The sequence below is a fragment of the Azospirillum formosense genome (assembly GCF_013340925.1).
In the GTDB taxonomy this organism is placed as follows: domain Bacteria; phylum Pseudomonadota; class Alphaproteobacteria; order Azospirillales; family Azospirillaceae; genus Azospirillum; species Azospirillum formosense.
Genome location: NZ_WHOR01000087.1, coordinates 1 through 20,504 on the forward strand (window position 1 = coordinate 1; position 20,504 = coordinate 20,504).

21 protein-coding genes are annotated in these 20,504 nt (G+C 68.8%); 11 read left to right on the forward strand and 10 right to left on the reverse strand.

Annotated elements, in window-relative coordinates:
* The first annotated feature begins 155 nt into the window (after positions 1-155).
* The 4 genes from GBZ26_RS13395 (at position 156) to rarD (ending at position 2,454) form a co-directional block, all read left to right on the forward strand.
* Complete coding sequence (locus GBZ26_RS13395) at positions 156-395, forward strand: BolA family protein (protein WP_014239509.1); 240 nt, start codon at positions 156-158, stop codon at positions 393-395.
* Positions 396-443: 48 nt separating this feature from the next.
* Positions 444-785 (forward strand): Grx4 family monothiol glutaredoxin, encoded by a 342-nt coding sequence (gene grxD / locus GBZ26_RS13400; RefSeq protein ID WP_145624992.1) that lies wholly within the window; start codon positions 444-446, stop codon positions 783-785.
* 142 nt (positions 786-927) lie between these two features.
* On the forward strand, positions 928-1,362 hold the full coding sequence (locus GBZ26_RS13405) for a hypothetical protein (protein ID WP_174439267.1): 435 nt from the start codon (positions 928-930) through the stop codon (positions 1,360-1,362).
* Between the two features lie 99 nt (positions 1,363-1,461).
* A complete protein-coding gene (gene rarD, locus GBZ26_RS13410) occupies positions 1,462-2,454 on the forward strand; it encodes an EamA family transporter RarD (protein ID WP_174439268.1) in 993 nt (330 codons plus the stop codon).
* 6 nt (positions 2,455-2,460) lie between these two features.
* On the opposite strand, the gene GBZ26_RS13415 is transcribed toward rarD, so the two are convergent.
* Positions 2,461-3,132, reverse strand: coding sequence for a TetR family transcriptional regulator (locus GBZ26_RS13415; RefSeq protein WP_174439269.1), 672 nt, complete (start codon positions 3,130-3,132; stop codon positions 2,461-2,463).
* 206 nt (positions 3,133-3,338) lie between these two features.
* On the opposite strand from GBZ26_RS13415, the gene GBZ26_RS13420 reads away from it, so the two are divergent.
* Entirely contained in the window at positions 3,339-4,442 is a 1,104-nt protein-coding gene (locus GBZ26_RS13420) for an alkene reductase (protein ID WP_174439270.1), read from the forward strand.
* A gap of 491 nt (positions 4,443-4,933) precedes the next feature.
* Here the strand turns inward: GBZ26_RS13420 and rpsD are convergent, their stop codons facing one another.
* The 6 genes from rpsD to cimA all read right to left on the reverse strand — a co-directional run bounded on the left by rpsD (position 4,934) and on the right by cimA (position 9,681).
* Positions 4,934-5,548, reverse strand: coding sequence for a 30S ribosomal protein S4 (gene rpsD, locus GBZ26_RS13425; protein WP_014239501.1), 615 nt, complete (start codon positions 5,546-5,548; stop codon positions 4,934-4,936).
* A 167-nt stretch (positions 5,549-5,715) separates the two neighbouring features.
* On the reverse strand, positions 5,716-6,012 hold the full coding sequence (cowN, locus tag GBZ26_RS13430; protein WP_014239500.1) for a N(2)-fixation sustaining protein CowN: 297 nt from the start codon (positions 6,010-6,012) through the stop codon (positions 5,716-5,718).
* A 154-nt stretch (positions 6,013-6,166) separates the two neighbouring features.
* The gene (locus GBZ26_RS13435) at positions 6,167-6,379 is read right to left on the reverse strand and encodes a hypothetical protein (protein ID WP_035671574.1); all 213 of its coding nucleotides are present in this window, start codon (positions 6,377-6,379) and stop codon (positions 6,167-6,169) included.
* 156 nt (positions 6,380-6,535) lie between these two features.
* Positions 6,536-7,228 carry a PAS domain-containing transcriptional regulator gene (locus GBZ26_RS13440; protein WP_246653549.1) on the reverse strand — a complete coding sequence of 231 codons (693 nt, stop codon included), beginning with the start codon at positions 7,226-7,228 and terminating at the stop codon, positions 6,536-6,538.
* Between the two features lie 61 nt (positions 7,229-7,289).
* Positions 7,290-8,060, reverse strand: coding sequence for an RNA methyltransferase (locus GBZ26_RS13445; protein ID WP_014239496.1), 771 nt, complete (start codon positions 8,058-8,060; stop codon positions 7,290-7,292).
* Between the two features lie 16 nt (positions 8,061-8,076).
* On the reverse strand, positions 8,077-9,681 hold the full coding sequence (gene cimA, locus GBZ26_RS13450) for a citramalate synthase (RefSeq protein ID WP_174439272.1): 1,605 nt from the start codon (positions 9,679-9,681) through the stop codon (positions 8,077-8,079).
* 327 nt (positions 9,682-10,008) lie between these two features.
* Between cimA and GBZ26_RS13455 the strand changes: the two genes are divergently transcribed.
* Together GBZ26_RS13455 and GBZ26_RS13460 are read left to right on the forward strand one after the other, a co-directional pair.
* A complete protein-coding gene (locus GBZ26_RS13455; protein WP_174439273.1) occupies positions 10,009-10,422 on the forward strand; it encodes a response regulator in 414 nt (137 codons plus the stop codon).
* A 161-nt stretch (positions 10,423-10,583) separates the two neighbouring features.
* Positions 10,584-12,323, forward strand: coding sequence for a CHASE domain-containing protein (locus GBZ26_RS13460; RefSeq protein ID WP_174439274.1), 1,740 nt, complete (start codon positions 10,584-10,586; stop codon positions 12,321-12,323).
* A 112-nt stretch (positions 12,324-12,435) separates the two neighbouring features.
* Here GBZ26_RS13460 and GBZ26_RS13465 read toward each other — a convergent pair whose 3' ends face one another.
* The gene (locus tag GBZ26_RS13465) at positions 12,436-12,900 is read right to left on the reverse strand and encodes a preQ0 transporter (protein ID WP_174439275.1); all 465 of its coding nucleotides are present in this window, start codon (positions 12,898-12,900) and stop codon (positions 12,436-12,438) included.
* Between the two features lie 300 nt (positions 12,901-13,200).
* Between GBZ26_RS13465 and GBZ26_RS13470 the strand changes: the two genes are divergently transcribed.
* Complete coding sequence (locus tag GBZ26_RS13470) at positions 13,201-14,397, forward strand: acyltransferase family protein (RefSeq protein ID WP_174439276.1); 1,197 nt, start codon at positions 13,201-13,203, stop codon at positions 14,395-14,397.
* Positions 14,398-14,401: 4 nt separating this feature from the next.
* Here the strand turns inward: GBZ26_RS13470 and cysS are convergent, their stop codons facing one another.
* Positions 14,402-15,775 (reverse strand): cysteine--tRNA ligase, encoded by a 1,374-nt coding sequence (gene cysS / locus GBZ26_RS13475; protein ID WP_174439277.1) that lies wholly within the window; start codon positions 15,773-15,775, stop codon positions 14,402-14,404.
* A gap of 154 nt (positions 15,776-15,929) precedes the next feature.
* Positions 15,930-17,273: a glutamate--tRNA ligase gene (gene gltX, locus GBZ26_RS13480; protein ID WP_174439278.1), complete on the reverse strand. Its 1,344-nt coding sequence runs from the start codon at positions 17,271-17,273 to the stop codon at positions 15,930-15,932.
* A gap of 399 nt (positions 17,274-17,672) precedes the next feature.
* Between gltX and ipdC the strand changes: the two genes are divergently transcribed.
* The 3 genes from ipdC to GBZ26_RS13495 all read left to right on the forward strand — a co-directional run bounded on the left by ipdC (position 17,673) and on the right by GBZ26_RS13495 (position 20,482).
* Positions 17,673-19,310 (forward strand): indolepyruvate/phenylpyruvate decarboxylase, encoded by a 1,638-nt coding sequence (gene ipdC, locus GBZ26_RS13485; protein WP_174439279.1) that lies wholly within the window; start codon positions 17,673-17,675, stop codon positions 19,308-19,310.
* A 205-nt stretch (positions 19,311-19,515) separates the two neighbouring features.
* Positions 19,516-20,085 carry a hypothetical protein gene (locus tag GBZ26_RS13490; RefSeq protein ID WP_038529345.1) on the forward strand — a complete coding sequence of 190 codons (570 nt, stop codon included), beginning with the start codon at positions 19,516-19,518 and terminating at the stop codon, positions 20,083-20,085.
* A gap of 157 nt (positions 20,086-20,242) precedes the next feature.
* Positions 20,243-20,482, forward strand: coding sequence for a hypothetical protein (locus GBZ26_RS13495; RefSeq protein ID WP_174439280.1), 240 nt, complete (start codon positions 20,243-20,245; stop codon positions 20,480-20,482).
* Positions 20,483-20,504: the final 22 nt, after the last annotated feature.

Consider the following 20,504-nt stretch of genomic DNA (forward strand, 5'->3'; position numbering starts at 1 on the left):
GTTAGGGAGGGGGCAAGGCTTGATGGGGGGCAATCACCACCAAACCCTTCGCACCGCGGAATGTCGTCGCTTCTCCGGTGACAAACCCGGCCGGTCCGCCTAATTATACGGGCAGCGCCCGCATGGGCAGGGTTTGACGGAACAGGATGACGGCCATGGCGATGGAAGCCGCGGTGATCGAGAAGCTCATCAGGGAAGGCATCCCGGACGCGACGGTGGAGATCGCCGACCTGCGCGGCGACGGCGACCATTACGCCGCGCTGGTCACCTCCGCCGCCTTCAAGGGCAAGTCGCGCGTGCAGCAGCACCAGATGGTCTACGCCGCCCTCCAGGGCAAGATGGGCGGGGAGCTGCACGCCCTGGCCCTGACCACCGCCGTGCCGGAAGGCGTGTAGGACGGCATCCCCGCAAGTCACGATGACATCGTAAGAAGGCCGAGAGACATGGTTGACCAGAACGTCAAGGATCGCATCGAGCAGGACATCAAGGGCAACGATGTCGTGCTGTACATGAAGGGCACGCCCGTCTTCCCGCAGTGCGGCTTCTCCGCCGCCGTCGTCCAGGTGCTCAGCACCGTCGGCGTGAAGTTCAAGGGCGTCAACATCCTGGAGGACCCGGGCCTGCGCCAGGGGCTGAAGGACTACTCGAACTGGCCGACCTTCCCGCAGCTCTACGTCAAGGGCGAGCTGGTCGGCGGCTGCGACATCGTGCGCGAGATGTACGAGTCGGGCGAGCTGCAGTCGCTGCTGGCCGACAAGGGCGTCGCGACGGGCGCCAACGCCTGATCGGCCATCCGCGCCGCAGACGTGTGACAAAGGGCTCCGCCACCGCGGGGCCCTTTTCCTTTGGCGGAACAGGTCCCGGCCCGCCCTTGTTTTTCCATCGACGAACCTGCGGAGGTGTCGGCACGGAAAAGGAGGCCCGGTCATGGACAGGCGCGTGTTTCCAGCGGCGGCGCTGCTGGCTCTGATGGCTCTTCCCGCTCTGGCGCAGGGGCAGGACGGAACGGTTCCCAAGCAGGAGCGGCTGACCGCCTGCCGGGACGAGGTGTCCCGCTTCTCCGATCTGTTTCTGGGCGACAAGGTGGTGGCCGGCGGGCGCAACCACACCGCCCTGACCGGCGAGCAGAAGGACCGGCTGCGCGGCCTGCTGGGCGAGGCGCGGTCCGCCGCCGGCAAAGGCGACCCGGACGGCTGCGTGAGCCGGCTGCGCGAGGCCCGCGCGCTGGTCCGCAACGAGGGTGTCGGCACCAACGTCCCGATCGGCCGAGGCTCGTCGGGGTCGTCCGGGTCCATGCCCCGGAACGCGGGTCCCACCGGCAGTGGAAGCGGAAGCGGCACCGCAGGCGGCGGAGGGGGCTGAGCGGAAAACCCCTGCGGGAAATACGGCATTCCCGGCGCGCAGTGCGGGCATGAGGGGGCGTTCCTATCGCCCATTTCTTGGGCATGGTAAAGGGGAGTCATGGCCCAGACCCCCTCCCCCTCCTTGCCGCAGGCCGACGGGCGCAACCCCGCCACCCTGGGCTTCGCCGCCGCCCTGACCGCCTTCCTGATCTGGGGTGGGCTGGCGCCGATCTTCTTCAAGCAGCTCGGCAACGTCGGAGCGGTGGAGGTCGTCGCTCACCGGGTGCTGTGGACCGTGGTGCTGGTCGGGCTGTGGCTGGTGCCGACGCGCGGCCTGTCCGGCATTCTGCGCGAGGTGGGAAGCTGGCGGCGGCTGGGCATCTTCCTGGTGACGACGGCGCTGATCGGCAGCAACTGGACCATTTTCATCTGGGCCGTGAACAACGGCCATTTGGTGCAGTCCAGCCTCGGCTACTACATCAACCCGATCATCAACGTGCTGCTGGGCATGGCCTTCCTTCAGGAGCGGCTGTCGAAGCGGCAGGGCGTGGCGGTGGTGATCGCGGCGGCGGGCGTGCTGAGCCTCGTCCTGTCCTATGGCGAGGTTCCCTGGGTGGCGCTGTCGCTGGCGCTGTCCTTCGGCGTGTATGCGCTGGTCCGCAAGAAGGCGGCCATCGACCCGGTGATCGGGCTGCTGGTGGAAACGGTGCTGCTGGTGCCGCCGGCCATCGCCTATCTGCTGTGGCTCAACGCCCACGGGCTGGGGAATTTCGGCATGCACGGGCTGGGCACCGACCTGCTGATCATCCTGACCGGCCCGGTGACGGCCATCCCGCTGGTGCTGTTCATGGTCGGCGCCGCCCGGCTGAAGCTGTCGACCATCGGCATCCTGCAATACATCAGCCCGACCGGGCAGCTGCTGCTCGGCGTCGCGGTCTATGGGGAGGCCTTCACCTCCTCCCACCTGCTGGCCTTCGTGTGCATCTGGGTGGCGCTGGCGCTCTATTCGGCGGACGCCCTGTTCACCCATCGGGCCGCCCGCGCCGAAGCCCGGGCGGAACGAAGCCGGGCGGAGCAGGCGCGCGCCGCCGCCGCCTGCCGCGCCGATTGAGGTGGCTCAGGCCCGCGGCGCGAGGCCGTGGGCCATGGTGTGGGCGAGCGTACGCACCACCTCGTTGACGCGGTCCGGGCAGCGCCCGAACACCACCTGATCGAGGAAGCCCAGCCCGAAGCTGAGCGTGGCGATGCCCGCCGCGACGTGGGCGAGGTCGGCGTCCGCCGCGATCGCCCCGCGTTCGCGGAAAATCTCCAGCCGGCTGAGCAGGCAGGGGATGCGGCTTTCCGACAGGGTGCGGGCCATCTCATTGGCGATGTCCGGATCGACCAGAGCGCGCGCCAGCATCACCCGTGTGAAATCGCGGCATTTCCAGGCGTGGCGGAGCTGGTGCAGCAGGAAGGCCGCCAGATCCTCCTCCAGATCGTCGCCGGGCGGCGGCATGGCGCAGCCGCTCCCCTCCTCGCGCCCGTAGCGTTCCACGACGGCCAGCAGCAGGCCGGCCTTGCCCGAGAAGTAACGCTGGATCAGCTGCTCGTTCACGCCCGCGCGGCCGGCGATGTCGCGCGTGGTCGCGGCGTCGAAGCCGCGCTCGGCGAACACCATCTTGGCCGCGTCCAGCAGCACGCCCTTGGTCGCCTCGCGGTCGCGCTTGCGCGCGGGTGCGTCGGCCCCGGCGGCGCAACAGCCATCGTCGATCGCCGGGGCGGTGGCCGGGGTGTCGGTCTTGTCCACGATGCAGGCCCTCTCACTGGCCGCCGATCCGTGCGGCGGCTGAAATGATAATAGGTATGCACGCGCATACTTGACAAGCCCGGATGGCGCTGGCAAGTATGTACCCACATACATACCGGGCGCCGCCCAACCCGCGGAACCCCGGACCCCACTTTGGGACGCCTCAAGCTGGGACCCGATTTTTGAATCGAGAGGGCAACCGCATCATGACCACCGCCGATCTGTTCACGCCGCTGCGTCTCGGCTCCATGGAGCTGCCGAACCGCGTCATCATGGCGCCGATGACCCGCAGCCGCGCGGGCGAGGGCAACGTCCCCACCCCGTTGATGGCCGAGTATTACGGCCAGCGCGCCTCCGCCGGCCTGATCATCACCGAGGCGACGCAGGTTTCGGCCACCGCCCAGGGCTATCCCAGCACGCCGGGCCTCCACACCGACGCGCAGACGCTCGCCTGGCGCCGCATCGCGGAGGAGGTCCACGCCAAGGGTGGCCTGATCGCCGCGCAGCTCTGGCACGTCGGCCGCATCTCCCACATGGAATTCCAGCCGAACGGCGCCCTGCCGGTCGCCCCCTCGGCGATCGCCGCCGCCGGCGAGTCCTACACCAGCAAGGGCCTGGTGCCCTTCCCCACCCCGCGCGCCCTGGAGACCGATGAGATTCCCGGTCTGGTCAAGGCTTTCGCCGACGCCGCCAAGCGCGCGGTGTTCGACGCCGGGCTGGACGGGGTGGAGATCCACGGCGCCAACGGCTATCTGATCGACCAGTTCCTGCGCGACCGCAGCAACAAGCGCACCGACCGCTACGGCGGCGGCGTGGAGAACCGGGCGCGCTTCCTGCTGGAGATCGTGGACGCGGTGACCACCGCCGTCGGCCCCGGCCGGGTCGGCGTCCGGCTGTCGCCGACCGGCACCTTCAACGACATGGCGGACAGCGATCCGCGGGCGCTCTACACCCACGTCACCGAGGCGCTGAACCCCTTCGGCCTTGCCTTCCTGCACGTCATCGAAGGCCAGCCGGGCCACCACATGGCCCCGCCGGACGGCGCCCCGCACCTCGCGGCGGAACTGCGCCGGATCTTCAAGGGCCCCTTCATCATCAACGGCGGCTACAGCAAGGAGCAGGCCGAGGCGGCCATCGCCGCCGGCGCGGCGGACGCGGTGAGCTTCGGCGAGCCCTTCATCGCCAACCCGGACCTGCCGGAGCGCTTCCGCCGCAACGCCGCGCTGAACACGCCGGACAAAGCCAGCTACTACGGCGGCGACGCCCGCGGCTACACCGACTATCCGGCGCTGGAAACAGCCGACGCCTGATCCCCCTCCCCCGCGGGGATTGCCCCCGATCCCCGCACCTTAAGGCCGGGACCCGCAAGGGTTCCGGCTTTTTTCTTTCCGCCGTCCCTCCAGCGCCGACGTTGCCCGATCCGGGAATCGACTGTTATCCTGAACCGAGCGAAGGAGACGGCGACGAGTGGGATGCCGAGGCCATGCGGGCCGAATGCCGGGCCACGCTGGCCGCGACAGAGAAAGGTTCTTGAACACCGCTCAGAACCTTTACAACCTATTTCACAGTACTCAATGACGCCTTCCAGCCCTCTCCCCTCTGGGGAGAGGGTGGCCCGGAGGGCCGGCGAGGGGGCTGCGCTTGATGACAAGTTTGGGAGTCGCGCAACCCCCTCACCCTCCCCTCTCCCCAGAGGGGAGAGGGAACTCAATCCGACCGCCCATCCTCAAACGAAAAAGGCCCAAACGAAAAAGGCCGCGCCCGGAGGCGCGGCCTTTCGCGTGTCGGCTGGGCCGAACGGTCAGCGCGAGTAGAACTCGACGACCAGGTTCGGTTCCATCTGGACCGGGTACGGAATGTCGGCCAGCAGCGGGACGCGGACGAAGCGGCCCTTCAGGGCGCCCGTGTCGACTTCCAGGTAATCCGGGGTGTCGCGCTCACCCGAGGCGGTGGCCTCGAGGATGAGGGCCATCTGCTTGGACTTGGCGCGCACCTCGATGGTGTCGCCTTCCTTGATCTGGGCCGACGGGATGTTCAGGCGGCGGCCGTTGACCAGGATGTGGCCGTGGTTGATGATCTGGCGCGCGGCGAACGGGGTCGGCGCGAACTTCATGCGGTAGACCACCGCGTCCAGGCGGCGCTCCAGCAGGCCCACCAGGTTCTCGCCGGTGTCGCCCTTGCGGCGCACGGCCTCGGCGTAGATCCGGCGGAACTGCTTCTCGCCGATGTTGCCGTAGTAGCCCTTCAGCTTCTGCTTCGCCATGAGCTGCAGGCCGTAGTCGGACGGCTTCTTGCGGCGCTGGCCGTGCTGGCCCGGGCCATACTCACGCTTGTTGATCGGCGACTTGCCACGGCCCCAGAGGTTTACGCCGAGGCGGCGGTCGATCTTGTACTTGGACTGTTGACGCTTGGCCATTTTGGTCCTCGATGGAACACGAGTTGGTTTTGTCCCGGTAGTTCCGCGGAACAGGCCGCGGACGGGGCGCAAACAAGAGGCACGCCCGCTTTCCCAGGAGTGAAGGCGCGCACTATACGGATTCGGCGCGCCTTGTCAAACCATGAGTCGTGTCGAGCCACGAAGCCTCAGCAGCACTCGTCCTCGAGCTGGCGCAGCATGGCCAGACCTTCCTCGTCCTCGTATTCCTCGAAGAGGTCGGAGATGTAATAGACGTTGGCGCAGAGCAGGCACAGCCCGTCCGCCTGACGCTTCAACGGGTCGTCGGCCACGGCCAGCTTCGCCCGGAAGCGTTCCCAGAATGCGTTGGTCTTGGCCGGGTCGTCGATGTGCATGTACAGGCGCTCGATGATGCGGCGGGAGTTGCCCTCGCAGTCGATGCCCTTGAAGGAGACGTAGCGGTCGGGAGTGTCGGTTGCGTCCACGGTCGTGCTTCCTGCGGAAGTGGGTTGTATTGACATCCCTCATCGCGGAAGGCGGGTCCAGGAACAAGACCCGCTGCACGAACGGCGGGCGGACGGCATGAATGGCGGGAGTCCTGCGCGAACGGTTCGCGCTCTTGCCACTCAGGCGCTCCATTCAGGCGGCGTGCGACAGCTCCTCCTCGGTGAAGTCCAGCAGCGTGTTCAGCCGCTGCGGGGTCAGCGCCTCGATCCCCTCGTGCCACATCACCTCGCCGAACAGGGCGTGCAGAGCGGCGAGACGCTCCGGCGAGAGCGCCGTCAGACGGTCGCCGTAATACTCCACCACGAGCTGGTCCACATAGGCGCGGTCGTCGTCCTGGAAAGCCATGGCCGTATCTCCTCGTCATCGTGGCACCCACCCGATGCGGGCGCCGGCCATGGCTTTGTTCTACGCCTGCGGCGGCGCCGGACGATTGAGGCGGATCAACCGGCATGGGATGTCACAGGCCGGCGGGAACAACCCTGATGCGCGTGAGGAGAAAGGCTAGAGGGCCAACAACTTCTTCAGCTGCTCGATCCGGCCCCGGCTGACCGGCACGCGGGGGGAGCCGGGAGCCGCCATGACGAAGGCGGCCCGCCCGTCGCTGCGGTCGATGGCCTGGGCGTGGCGCAGGTTGACCAGATAGCGGCGGTGCGCCCGCACGAACTGCCGCCCATCCAGCCGCGCTTCCAGCTCCGACAGCGAGAGCGAGCAGAAGAAGGCGCCGTCCGCCGTTTGGACCCGCGTGTAATGGCCGTCGGCCTGCACATAGACCGCGTCGGCGGGGTCGATCAGCACCACGCCCTGACGCGTCGTGATCGGCAGCTTGACCAGCGGCGTGACCGGTTCGGGCGCCGCGTCCGCGGACGGCGGCGGGGCCGGCTCGGCTACCGCCTTCCCGTTCACCTCGAACAGCATCAGGGCCAGCGCGGCGCCGCCGCCCGGCGGCAGGGCGGTGGCCTTGACCACGATGGTCCGCCCCGGCAGGGCCACCATCATGGAACTGGCGGCCGCCGGGGAGTCCGGGTCGTGCGCCGCGGCCAGCAGCAGTTCCACCTTGGCACGGCTGCCCGGCGGATGCAGGTCGTGCAGGCTGGCCCCCAGCAGCGGACGGTCGCGCCCCAGCATCCGAGCCACGGATGCGTTGACCGAGACGACGCGCCGGTCGCCGTCGAGCAGGACGAGGCCAACGTCCATATGCTGCAAGGTGTATTCCATGGGGCAGTATAGGCAGCGATTGGCCCCGGAAGGGAAGAGGTTACGGCTCGCCCTTGCGCCGCCCGGTCAGCGCCGCGACGACGCCGTGGAAGGTGCGGACCTCCTGCTCGGTCATCTGCATCCGCTCCAGCGCGTTGCGCAGCGTGCGGACCATGGAGGGGCGCTTCTCCGGCGAGGTGAAGAAGCCGGTGCGGTCGAGATCGCCTTCCAGATGCTCGAAGAAGTTCACAAGCTCCGCCTTGGTCGCCGGGCGGGTCTGGCCGGTGTGCAGAACGCGGTCGGGCGGGGTCTCGCCGGTCTGGAACCACTCGTAGCCGATCAGCAGGACCGCCTGCGCCAGATTGAGCGAGGAGAAGGCCGGGTTCAGCGGAACGGTGATCAGCGTTGAAGCCAGCGTCAGGTCGTCGTTGACCAGACCGGTGCGCTCCGGCCCGAACAGCACGCCGGTCTTGTGCCCGGAGTCGACATGGGCGCGCAGTTCCGTCGCCGCGACGCGCGGGGTGACGAACTCCTGGATCATCCCGCGGGTGCGGACGGTGGTGGCGAAGACCACGTTCAGGTCGGCTACGGCCTCCGCCGTCGTGTCGTAGAGTTTCGCCCCGTCCAGCACCGGATCGGCGCCCGACGCCGCGGCCACCGCCTTCTCGTTCGGCCAGCCGTCGCGCGGCTTCACCAGGCGCAGCTCGGTCAGGCCGCAATTCAGCATGGCCCGCGCGCAGGCGCCGATGTTCTCGCCGAGCTGGGGCTGCACGAGGATGATGGTCGGGCCGCCCAGGACGGAGGGCCGGTTGGGGTCTTTGCCGGAGGTCATGATCTGAACTTTGGTCTCAGCTTCGCGGTGTTGCGCCGCCTTTAAACAGCTTGAATGTGTAACTGTCCACCAGCGCCTCCATCGACGCCTCGATGATGTTGGTGGAGACGCCCAGCGTCGACCATTCCTGCCCGTCGCCGTTGCGCGAGCGGATCAGCACGCGCGGCATGGCGCCGGTGCCGTCCTTCGCCGCCAGGATGCGCACGCGGTAGTCGGACAGCTTCACCCCGTCGAGCAGCGGGTACAGCGGCTCCAACGCCTTGCGCATCGCGGTGTCCAGGGCGTTGACCGGGCCGTTGCCCGACGCCACCTCGTGATACTCCTTGCCGCCGATCTTCACGCGGACGACCGCCTCGGACTCCACCACCAGCTCGCCCTTGGCGTTGTAGCGGCGCTCGTCGGTGACGTGGAAGCGCTTCAGGGTGAAATAGTCCGGCACCTCGCCCAGCTCGCGGCGGACCAGCAGTTCGAAGCTGGCCTCGGCGGTGTCGTAGGCGTAGCCCTCGGTGTCGCGCTGCTTCACGACGTCGAGCAGGCGGTTCAGCCGCTCGTCCTTCGGGTCCACGGCCATGCCCATCTCGCGCAGCCGCGCGATGACGTTGGAACGGCCCGCCTGGTCCGACATGACGATCTGCCGGCGGTTGCCGACCGCCTCCGGCTCGACATGCTCGTAGGAGGACGGGTCCTTCTCCACGGCAGAGACGTGCAGCCCGCCCTTGTGGGCGAAGGCGCTGGCGCCGACGTAGGGGGCGTGGCGGTTCGGCGCGCGGTTCAGCCGCTCGTCGAACTTGCGGCTGATCTCGGTCAGCAGCGGCAGGTCGGCGGGCTTGATGCCGACGTCGTAGCCCATCTTCAGCATCAGCGACGGGATTAGCGACACGAGGTTGGCGTTGCCGCAGCGCTCGCCCAGCCCGTTGATCGTCCCCTGCACCATCCGCACCCCGGCGCGCACCGCGGCCAGCGAGTTGGCGACGGCGTTCTCGGTGTCGTTGTGGCAGTGGATGCCCAGCCGGTCGCCGGGGATGCCGTGCTCCCCGATCACCTGGCGGACGATTTCGTCGATCTCGTGGGGCAGCGTGCCGCCGTTGGTGTCGCACAGCACGACCCAGCGCGCCCCGGCCTCGTAGGCGGCCTTGATGCAGGACGCGGCGTAGGCCGGGTTGCGCTTGTAGCCGTCGAAGAAATGCTCGGCGTCGAACAGCGCCTCGCCCTTGGCGGCCTTCAGCGCGGCGATGCTGTCGGCGATCAGCTCGATGTTTTCCTCGCGCGGGATGGCCAGCGCCACGTCGACGTGGAAGTCCCAGGTCTTGCCGACGATGCAGACGGCGCGCGCCTTGGACTGGATCAGGGCGGCAAGCTGCGGGTCGTTTGCGGTGCTGCGGCCCGGACGGCGCGTCATGCCGAAGGCGGTGAAGGTCGAGCGGGCGAGGTCCGGCGCCTCGGCGAAGAACTGGTCGTCGGTCGGGTTGGCGCCGGGCCAGCCGCCTTCCACATAGTCGATTCCCAGCCGGTCGAGGTCGCGGGCGATGGCGATCTTGTCGGCGACGGAGAAATCCACGTCCTGGGTCTGCGCCCCGTCGCGCAGCGTGGTGTCGTACAGATGGATGCGTTCGCCCGTCATTGCCGCCGCCCGAAGATATTGGTCGCCCGAAGGAAGGTCATAGGACTGTCCGGAGGGGACTGTCCGGAGGGCCGGAAGAATGGACGATGCGCTTCGCCATCTCAATGCTTTTGATCGCACCCGCCAGGAATGCGGGACTTCGCCGCGCCGGCCATAGGCACGCAATGGAGGTAATAGGACAAATGTACTGACCGAATAAACCATCGTCTGTGCTACACAGCCGCCCCTCTGCATGGCGCCCATCTCACGGGTGCGGTACTCTTTTCTGGCCGGATGCCTGTTGGTCTGTATGATCACCGGCCCTTCTGAACGGATGGATTGGACACAGTGACTCCCGCGGGTGACGACGACCAGGACAAGCTCGTCATGGTGATCGACGACGAGCGGACGGTTCTGCAGGCCCTCAACCTCCTCCTGGAGATGTGGGGGTACCGGGTCGTCACCGCCGAGAGCGAGGGCGAGGCCGTCGACCGTCTGTTCACCGCCGGGGAAACGCCCCACGCCATCCTGGCCGACTACCGCCTGCGCGAGGGGCGCACCGGCGTGCAGGCCATCGACCGCATCCGCGCGGAGGCCGGGTCCGAGGTGCCGGGCGTCATCATCACCGGCGACACCTCCACCGAAGGGCTGCGCGACGCCCGCGCCCGCGGGCTGACCGTTCTGCAGAAGCCGGTGCTGCCGCCCCATCTCCAGGCGGTTCTGACCAAGGTGCTGCGGGAACAGTCCGCCGGCACGGCGTGACGGGCCGGACCGGCATGGACGTTCCCTTACCACCGGCGCCCGCCGCGCCGCCCAAGTCAAAGCCTAATGGGTCAAAGCCTAACGGGCCAAAGCGCAACGAGCCGAAGCGCAAGCGCGCCGCCGTTTCCGACGGACGGCTGTTCCGTTCCTGGGAAAGCTGGGTGGTCTTCGGGCTGGGGCTGCTGCTGACCGGCCTCGCCTGGTGGCTGCTGACCGAGCAGAACCACCGGCTGGCCGAGGCGCGCTTCCGCGCGCTGGCCCACGACCTGGCGGGAGACGTCACGGCGCGGCTCGACACCTATGAACAGATGCTCCAGGGCGCCGTGGCGATGGTGGACGCCGGCGGCGGGCAGGTCAGCCGCACGGAATGGCGGGCCTACGTCACCGGCCTGCATGTGGAAGACCGCTATCCCGGCATCCAGGGCATCGGCTACGCCAAGCGCGTGAAGGCTCCCGACCGGGAGCAGCACGAGGCGGCGCTGCACGCCGCCGGCTTCTACAGCTACCGCGTGACTCCGGAGGGGGAGCGGCCCGAGTATTTCCCCATCGTCTACATCGAGCCCTTCGCCAGCCGCAACCTGCGGGCCTTCGGCTTCGACATGCACGCCGAGCCGACCCGTCAGGCCGCCATGGAGCGCGCGCGGATCAGCGGCACCGCCGCGGCGACCGCCCGGCTGCGGCTGGTCCAGGAAACCGAGGAGGACGTGCAGCCCGGCTTCCTCATCTATGTGCCCGTCTACGACCAGAGCCTGCCCCTGACAACCACCGCCGACCGGCGGGAGGCTCTGCTCGGCTTCGTCTACAGCCCTTTCCGTGCGCACGACCTGATGCGCAGCATCATGGGCCGGAGCGCGTCCCACCTGTTGGACATCCGTGTCCATGACGGGACGGAGACCACCACGGACTCGCTGATGTTCGACTCCGCGATCGCCCGGGACGCCGCCTTTCAGGAGATTCTCCATGTCGAGGTGTTCGGGCGCCTCTGGACGCTGGCCCTGTCGGGCACCCACACCTTCGAGGAAAGCGTGGCCAGCGCCACGCCGCGGGCGGTGCTGTTCGCCGGCCTCATCATCACCCTGCTTCTGGTCGCCACCGTCAACTCCGTGCTTCAGGACCGCGACCGCATGGCGGAACTGCGCAGGAGCTACGACGCGCTGGCGGTGGCGCGGGCCGAGGCGGAACAGGCCAACGCCGCCAAGTCGCGATTCCTCGCCGCCGCCAGCCACGACCTGCGCCAGCCGCTCCAGACGCTGGGCATCTATCTGCACATGATTGGCGAACAGGCGGAGAGCCCACGGCTGCGCAAGCTGGTGGACGCCGCCCGCGACGGGTTCGAGGCGACGCAGCGCCTGCTGAACTCGCTGATGGACATCGCCACGCTGGAAACCGGCGTGATCAGCCCGCAGCTGTCCGAAATGGACCTGCCCGTCTTCCTGGAACGCATCTGCGAGGAGGGCCGGCTGGAGGCCGCCGGCAAGGGCCTGGGCTTCCGCGTCACCTGCGGCGGCGCCCGCGTGACGACTGACCCGGCGATGCTGGAGCGGATCGTCCGCAACCTGCTGAGCAACGCGCTGAAATACACCCACAGCGGCACCATCCGGGTGACCTGCCGGCAGGCGCGCGGCTTCACCGCCATCAAGGTGCAGGACACCGGCCCAGGCATCCCGCAGGACCGGCTGCACCTGATCTTCGAGGACTTCTACCAGATCGGCAATCCCGAGCGCGACCGGCGCAAAGGGCTCGGCCTCGGCCTCGCCACCGTGGCGCGGCTCAGCCGGCTGCTCGGCTATCGGGTGCGGGTGCTGTCGCGCCCCGGCCGCGGCGCCATCTTCCTGGTCGAGATTCCCGACGAGGCGTCCAGTCCCCGCCAGACCACCGAGACCGTGACCTCCGTGGCCTGACGCCCTGCGGTCCTTTTGGCAATCGCCGACGCCACGTATCCCCGGCACGGCTGGGAACAGACGCGGCGGAACCCGCGGGTTGCCGAGTCGGCGATTGCCAAACCCTTCAGCGTCAGGCCGTTGCCGGCCGGGCCGAACGGGCGCGCATCAGCATCCACACCGCCGACACGCCGGCCAGCTTGGACGCGAGGCTGGCTGCCCAGACCGTCGGGTCCCAGATGCCGAGCATGCCGAAGAAGAGCGCCGTGTCCACCGGCACCGACAGGGCGGCGCTGATCCACAGCCGGTCGCGCAGCGGGCGGCGGGTGACGGTGAAGACGCCCCAGTCGATCAGTTCCGACACCGCGAAGGCGGTGACGCTGGCCGTCGCGACGAAGGGGTCGGCCAGCAGGAAGGACAGCAGCGTCGCGACCAGCATGGCGGCCAGCGACCAGTGGCCGTAACGGACCTGGACCATGTCGCGCAGGATGAAGATCAACCCGGCCCAGCAGGACCACACCAGGTCCAGATGCGGCGCCAGGCTGAAGGCATAGTTGATGGCGAGTACGCTGCCAATGTAGGCGGCGAGCCAGAGCATGACGGAATCCTCCAAAAGCCACCCGCGGAAATACGGGCGCGAACGACGGCGCCACCCGCGTGAATGCGAGCGCTCCGCAGCGGTCTTGTAACAGGTTCGCCCCGTCGCCGTGAACCCTCGGCGCACGCCGGTGCGGACGGAGCGCAACCGGCAAGAACGGCTTACCCCCACGTCGGTTCCCCGAATGAGCCGCCGCCTCTAGCGCATCCGGACGATGCCCCGGCGCGTTCGTTCGGAGAGGCGAAACGAAAGAGACCCCGAAAGGTGTGGGCGATGGCGGCGGCGGGCGTAACGAATGGATTGGGCGGCACACGGGATCATGCGCTGGACGCGGCGCGCAGCCTGCTGATGATCCTCGGCGTGCCCTACCACGCGGCGCTGATCTACACGCCGGGCTACGACTGGGTGATGAACTCCCCCGATGGGATCGCCTGGATCGGGCTGTTCGCGGACTTCATCCACAGTTTCCGCATGCCCGCCTTCTTCCTGATCTCCGGCCTGTTGATCACCCACAGCCTGCGCCGCCACGGGCCGCGGGCGGTTCTGACCTCGCGCGCCTCGCGCCTGCTGGTGCCGCTCGTCGCCATGGCGGCGACGCTGAACGTCGCCCAGTTGTGGATGGAAAGCCGCGCGGTCGACCCCGGCCTGACCGCAGGGGAGTTCGTCACCCAGACCATTCCCGCCGCCTTCTGGAGCGGCGGGCTCGTCTATCACCTGTGGTTCCTGGTCGAGTTGTTCATCAGCGTGCTGGCGCTCTGCCTCGCCTACCCGCTGCTGGTCGCGCTGCACCGGCGGATGGCGGAGCGCGCGCCGGGGGTGGCCCGCTGGCTGGCCGATCCGCCGGACTGGCTGCCGCCGCTCCTGCTCAGCCTCGTCATGATGGGGGTGCTGGGCTTCGACAACATCTCCGACCGGCTGGTGACGCCGCTGGTGCCGACCAACTCGACGGCGGTGAGCATCGTCATCTCGGCGGGCTTCTTCGCGGTCGGGGTGCTGATCGCCCATTGGCCGCGCGGCGCGGCGCGCTACGCCAAGGCGAGCTGGGGCGTGGCGCTGACCTATCTGGTGTGCTTCGCCATCCACATCGGCATGGTCGGCATCGAGAAGCCCATGCCGGTCCGCTTCCTCGACGAGGCGCTGCGCGCCGTCGCCGCCTGGTCGGCCTTCCGCTTCGTCCTCGGCCTGACGCAAGCCTTCTTCTCGGCGGAGAGCCGCCGGGTGCGGGCGCTGTCGCAGGCCTCCTACACGATTTACCTGCTGCACCATCTGGTGGTCATGGCCGCCGGCTTCGCCCTGCTCGCCGTCACCGCGCCGCCGCTGCTGGAATTCGCCGCGATCGCCGCCGTCGGCCTGTTCGTGCCGCTGGCGGTCCATCACGGGCTGGTTCGCCGCTCACCGATTCTGCGCTTCCTGATGAACGGCGTCCCGCCGGGAGAAGCGAAGAAGCAAAGCGGTCCGGCGCGCGGCCGCGAGGCGATGGCGCGCCGGACCGGTTAGCGCGTCAGGCCCGCTTCCAGGTCGTGCCCTGCGGGCCGTCCTCCAGGACGATGCCGAGATCGGCCAGCTCCTTGCGGATGCGGTCGGCCTCGGCGTAGTTCTTGGCCTTGCGGGCGGCCAGACGGTCCTCGATGCGCTGCCGGATGTCGGCGTCGGACAGGGCGGCAGCCCCCTTCGGCGCCCAGCGGAACCACGCCTCCGGGTCCTGCTGGAGCAGGCCCAGCGCCTCGCCGGCGGCGCGCAGCGCGCCCTTGGCGGCGGCCTTTTCCGCCTCACCCGTCGCCTTATTCACCGCGGAAGCCAACTCATGCAGATGCGAGATGGCGAGCGGGCTGTTGAGGTCGTCCTCCAGCGCGGCCAAGACGTCGAAGGGCAGTTCGGCGTCCGCCGGAGCCGGGTCGCCGCGCAGCGCCTGATACCAGCGGTCGAGCGTCGCCTTGGACTGCTTCAGCCCCTCGCGGGTGAAGTCCAGCGGCTGGCGGTAATGGGCGCTCAGCAGCGTCAGGCGGATGGCCTCGCCGGGAAACTCGTCCAGCAGCTCGTGCACGGTGAAGAAGTTGCCCAGCGACTTGGACATCTTCTCGCCCTCGACGGTCACGAAGCCGTTGTGGACCCAATAGCGGGCCAGCGGCTCGCCGCCGTGGGCGCAGCGGCTCTGGGCGATCTCGTTCTCATGGTGCGGGAAGATCAGGTCCAGCCCACCGCCGTGGATGTCGAAGGTGACGCCCAGATGCTCCTTGGCCATGGCCGAGCATTCGATGTGCCAGCCCGGCCGGCCGCGGCCCCACGGGCTGTCCCATCCGGGCTGGCCGTCGGCGCTCGGCTTCCACAGCACGAAGTCGGAGGAATCGCGCTTGTAGGGGGCGACCTCGACGCGGGCGCCGGCGATCATCTCGTCCAGCGAGCGGCGGGAGAGCTGCCCGTACTCCGCCATCGACGGCACGGAGAACAGCACGTGCCCTTCCGCGGCATAGGCGTGGCCGCGCTCGATCAGCAGCCCGATCAGCGCGACCATGTGCGAGATGTGGTGCGTGGCGCGCGGCTCGATCGTCGGGCGCAGCGCGTTCAGCGCGTCCATGTCGGCGTGGTAGAGGTCGGCGGTGCGCTTGGTCAGCGCCTCGATCGGCTCCCCGCTGTCGCGCGAGCGGTCGATGATCTTGTCGTCGACGTCGGTGATGTTGCGGACGTAGGTCACCGCCGGGTACAGCCGCCGCAGCAGCCGGAACAGCAGGTCGAACACCACCACCGGGCGGGCGTTGCCGATGTGCGCGGTGTCGTAGACCGTGGGTCCACACACATACATGCCCACCCGGTCCGGAGTCATCGGCTCGAAGCGTTCCTTGCGGCGGGTCAGCGTGTTGTAGAGGTCCAGCGGCACGGCGCCATGTCTCCTGTCAGGGGTCTTCCAAATCCCCCTCTCCCCTCCGGGGAGAGGATCGGGGTGAGGGGGAAACGCCGGCCCCTTGCAGGGCTTTTCCGGCCTTTCGGCCGCCCCCTCATCCTAACCTTCTCCCCAGGGGGGAGAAGGGATTCTAGGCCGTCTCTCCCGCGAGGCGCTTTTGCGCGCGGGTTCGGCCGATCAGGGGTAGCAGGTTCTTCAATTCCGGTCCATGGTCCCGCCCGGTGAGGGCGCGGCGCAGGGGGAGGAACAAATCCTTGCCCTTCCGACCCGTCTTCGCCTTCACCGCACCCGTCCAGGTGCCCCAGGTGGAGAGGTCCCAGGGCTCTTCCGGCAGCAGGGCCGCCGCCTCGGCGAGGAAGGCGGGATCGTCGGCCGCCGGGGCGACCGGGGCGTGGGTCACCGCCCACCAGTCGCGGGCCTCCGCGACGCGCGACAGGTTGGGGCGCACCGCCTCCCAGAAGGCGGAGTCGGCATCATCCAGGCCGAGCGCGGCCAGTTCCCCGGCGACCCGCTCGAAGGGCAGCAGGTGGAGGATGCGGGCGTTCAGCCGCAGCAGCTCCTCCGGGTCGAACTTCGGGGTGGCGCGGGACACCTTGGCGATGTCGAACTCGGCCACCAGCTCGTCCAGCGTCAGCCGCGGCTCGATGGCGTCGGAGGTGCCGAGCTTGGCGAGCAGGCTGGCCAGCGCCATCGGCTCGATCCCCTCCTCCTCGCGCAAGGACGCCACCGACAGGCTGCCCAGCCGCTTGGACAGGCCCTGTCCCGTCGCGTCGGTCAGCAGCGGCAGATGGGCGAAGACCGGGACCGCTCCGCCAACCGCCTGGAAGATCTGGATCTGCACCGCCGTGTTGGCGACGTGGTCCTCGCCGCGGATGACGTGGGTGATGGCGAGGTCGGCGTCGTCCACCACGCTGGTCAGGGTGTAGAGCGGCCGCCCGTCCTCGCGGATCAGCACGGGATCGCTGAGCGCGGCCCCCTCGAAATGCACCGGCCCGCGCACGAGGTCAATCCATTCGACCGGCGTGTGCTCCAGCTTGAAGCGCCAGTGCGGCGTGCGCCCCTCCGCTTCAAGCCGGGCGCGGTCGGCGTCGCTGAGGCGGAGCGCCGCCCGGTCGTAGATCGGCGGACGGCCCTGCGAGACGAGGCTGGCGCGCTTGAGGTTCAGCTCCTCCGGCGTCTCGTAGCAGGGGTAGAGGCGCCCGCTGGCCTTCAGCGCCACGGCCACCTCGTCGTAGCGGCCATAACGGTCGCTCTCCCGCGCGAAGCGGTCCCAGGTCAGGCCGAGCCAGGTCAGGTCCCGCTCGATCCCCTCCGCGTATTCCGGCTTGGAGCGCTCCTCGTCGGTGTCGTCGAGGCGCAGCAGGAAATTGCCGCCCGCCTTGCGCGCGAACAGCCAGTTGACGAGCGCGAGGCGCACATTGCCGACATGGAGGAGACCGGTCGGGCTGGGGGCGAAGCGGACGGCGACGGACATGCGGGCATCATTCGAAAGTCGGGACGGGCCGGCAGTCGTAGCACGCCGCGCGCCGGTCCGAAAGACGCCCATCAGGCGTCAAGGACCTATCGCGTTCGGCATTGAGTCCCTCTCCCGCCCCGGGAGAGGGGGCCTGCGAAGCAGGCGGGTGAGGGTCGTGCGAGGATCAAGCCACCGATCCTTGGCGGCACCCTCACCCTTCCCACGCTGCGCGCGGGCCCCTTCCCTCTCCCGGGGCGGGAGAGGAGGGATCATACGCGGCCTCCACCCCTCCACAATTTCCGGCGCATATGGATTGTTTCGAATGAAACAATTCTTGCGCGGAGCGGTGGCGGAGGCGATGCTGTCCCCCTGTGCGGGTTTTCGGCCCGCGAAACCAATTGGAACGGGAGAGCGGCCATGAAGCTGGCCGAAGCCCTGCTGCGCGCGCTGAAGGATCGCGGCGCACAGGCCATGTTCGGGATTCCGGGCGATTTCGCCCTGCCCTTCTTCAAGGTGGCGGAGGAAACGCAGATCCTGCCCCTCCACACGCTGAGCCACGAGCCGGCGGTGGGCTTCGCGGCGGACGCGGCGGCGCGCTACAGCTCCACTCTAGGGGTGGCAGCGGTCACCTACGGGGCGGGCGCCTTCAACATGGTGAATGCGGTGGCCGGCGCCTACGCCGAGAAGTCGCCGGTCGTCGTCATCTCCGGCGCGCCGGGCACGACGGAGGGCAACGCCGGCCTTCTGCTGCACCACCAGGGCCGCACGCTGGACACGCAGTTCCAGGTGTTCAAGGAGATCACCGTCGCCCAGGCGCGGTTGGACGACCCGGCCAAGGCCCCGGCGGAGATCGCCCGCGTGCTGGGGGCCGCCCGCGCCCTGTCGCGCCCGGTCTATCTGGAAATCCCCCGCAACATGGTCAACGCCGAAGTCGAGCCGGTGGGCGACGACCCCGCCTGGCCGGTGGACCGCGACGCGCTGGCCGCCTGCGCGGACGAGGTGCTGGCGGCCATGCGCTCGGCCACGTCACCGGTGCTGATGGTCTGCGTCGAGGTCCGCCGCTACGGGCTGGAGGCCAAGGTGGCGGAACTGGCGCAGCGGCTGGGCGTGCCGGTGGTCACCACCTTCATGGGGCGCGGCCTGTTGGCCGACGCGCCGACCCCGCCGCTCGGCACCTACATCGGCGTCGCCGGCGACGCGGAGATCACCCGGCTGGTCGAGGAGTCGGACGGGCTGTTCCTGCTCGGCGCCATCCTCAGCGACACCAACTTCGCGGTGTCCCAGCGCAAGATCGACCTGCGCAAGACCATCCACGCCTTCGACCGGGCGGTGACGCTGGGCTATCACACTTACGCCGACATCCCGCTGGGCGGGCTGGTGGACGCGCTGCTGGAGCGGCTGCCGCCGTCCGACCGGACGACGCGCGGCAAGGAGCCCCACGCCTATCCGACCGGCCTTCAGGCGGACGGCGAACCGATCGCCCCGATGGACATCGCCCGCGCCGTCAACGACCGCGTGCGCGCCGGGCAGGAGCCGCTGCTGATCGCGGCGGACATGGGCGACTGCCTGTTCACCGCCATGGACATGATCGACGCCGGGCTGATGGCGCCGGGCTATTACGCGGGCATGGGCTTCGGCGTGCCGGCGGGCATCGGGGCGCAGTGCGTGTCGGGCGGCAAGCGCATCCTGACGGTGGTCGGCGACGGCGCCTTCCAGATGACCGGGTGGGAGCTTGGCAACTGCCGACGGCTGGGCATCGACCCCATCGTGATCCTGTTCAACAACGCCAGTTGGGAGATGCTGCGCACCTTCCAGCCCGAATCCGCCTTCAACGACCTGGACGACTGGCGGTTCGCCGACATGGCGGCGGGCATGGGCGGCGATGGCGTCCGCGTGCGCACGCGGGCGGAGCTGAAGGCGGCGCTGGACAGCGCCTTCGCCACGCGCGGGCGCTTCCAGCTGATCGAGGCGATGATCCCGCGCGGCGTGCTGTCCGACACGCTGGCCCGCTTCGTCCAGGGGCAGAAGCGCCTGCACGCCGCGCCCCGGGAATAAGGTCGGGGGGAGGCGCGTCCGCAGGCGGGCGGTCCGCCTCCCATCGATCGGGCCGGCCCGTTAAACCATTGTCGCGCTTGCGCTTGGAGCGAGGCGCCGAAGCGGAATACCCCCTTCGGGGCCGCCGCCGCGCAAGAATTCGTTAACCATAAAAGCCCACCCTGTCCCTGCTTTCGGGCGAATTTATTCAGGGACGAGGACGGCGATGACCTGCATTGTTGGCTTGGTGGACGGCGATCGTGTGTGGATGGGCGGTGACAGCGCGGGCGTGAACGGCCTGGACATCACCGTGCGCGCGGACACCAAGGTGTTCCGCAACGCCGACCTGTTGATCGGCTTCACCAGCAGCTTCCGCATGGGCCAGCTTCTGCATTACCGGCTGGAGCCGCCGCACCGCGACCCCGAGGCCGACGTTTTCCGTTACATGGTCGTCGATTTCGTGGACGCCGTGCGCGGCTGCCTGAAGGACGGCGGCTATGCCCACCGCTCCAACGACGTGGAGACCGGCGGCACCTTCATGGTCGGATACGAGGGGCGTCTCTTCTCCATCCAGTCCGACTATCAGGTGGGCGAGGCGGTGCGCGGCTATCACGCCATCGGCTGCGGGTCCGACTACGCGCTGGGCTCGCTCGCCTCCACGGCCGGCCTGCCGGCGGAGGAGCGGGTGTTGAAGGCGCTGGAATGCGCCGAGTTGTTCAGCGGCGGCGTGCGCGCGCCCTTCACCATCCAGTCGATGGTCCGCCGCCCGCATCTGGCGCTGACCGAAGCGGCGTAAAGCCACAATAAAATTCAGGACTTCCCGCGCCGTTTTCGCCATCCGGCAAGACGGCGCGAAGTCGTGCCCGCACCGCGGCAAACTGTGTTATAGGGACGCCGCTCCGTCCCAAAGAGATGGAGAACAAAAAGACCATAGATGCAGTGGGTGCTAGAGAATGGTTGACCAAACTGTTGGTGATGCGGATCGTTTGATTGGCGAAGAGTCTCACGATGTCTCGGACCGTGTGCATGGCCTGCCGGCTTTTTGCAATTCGCCTTACTTCGTGTTCCCGGCGCTGATCCTTCTGCTGATCATGCCGCTGTCGATCATTTTCCACCCGTCCTGGATCGTTCCGCTGGCCGAGCTGTACGCGATCGGCATGATGGTGACGATCATCCGCCTGACGCGCGGGTGAGCTGCGGGTCTTGCCCCCACCC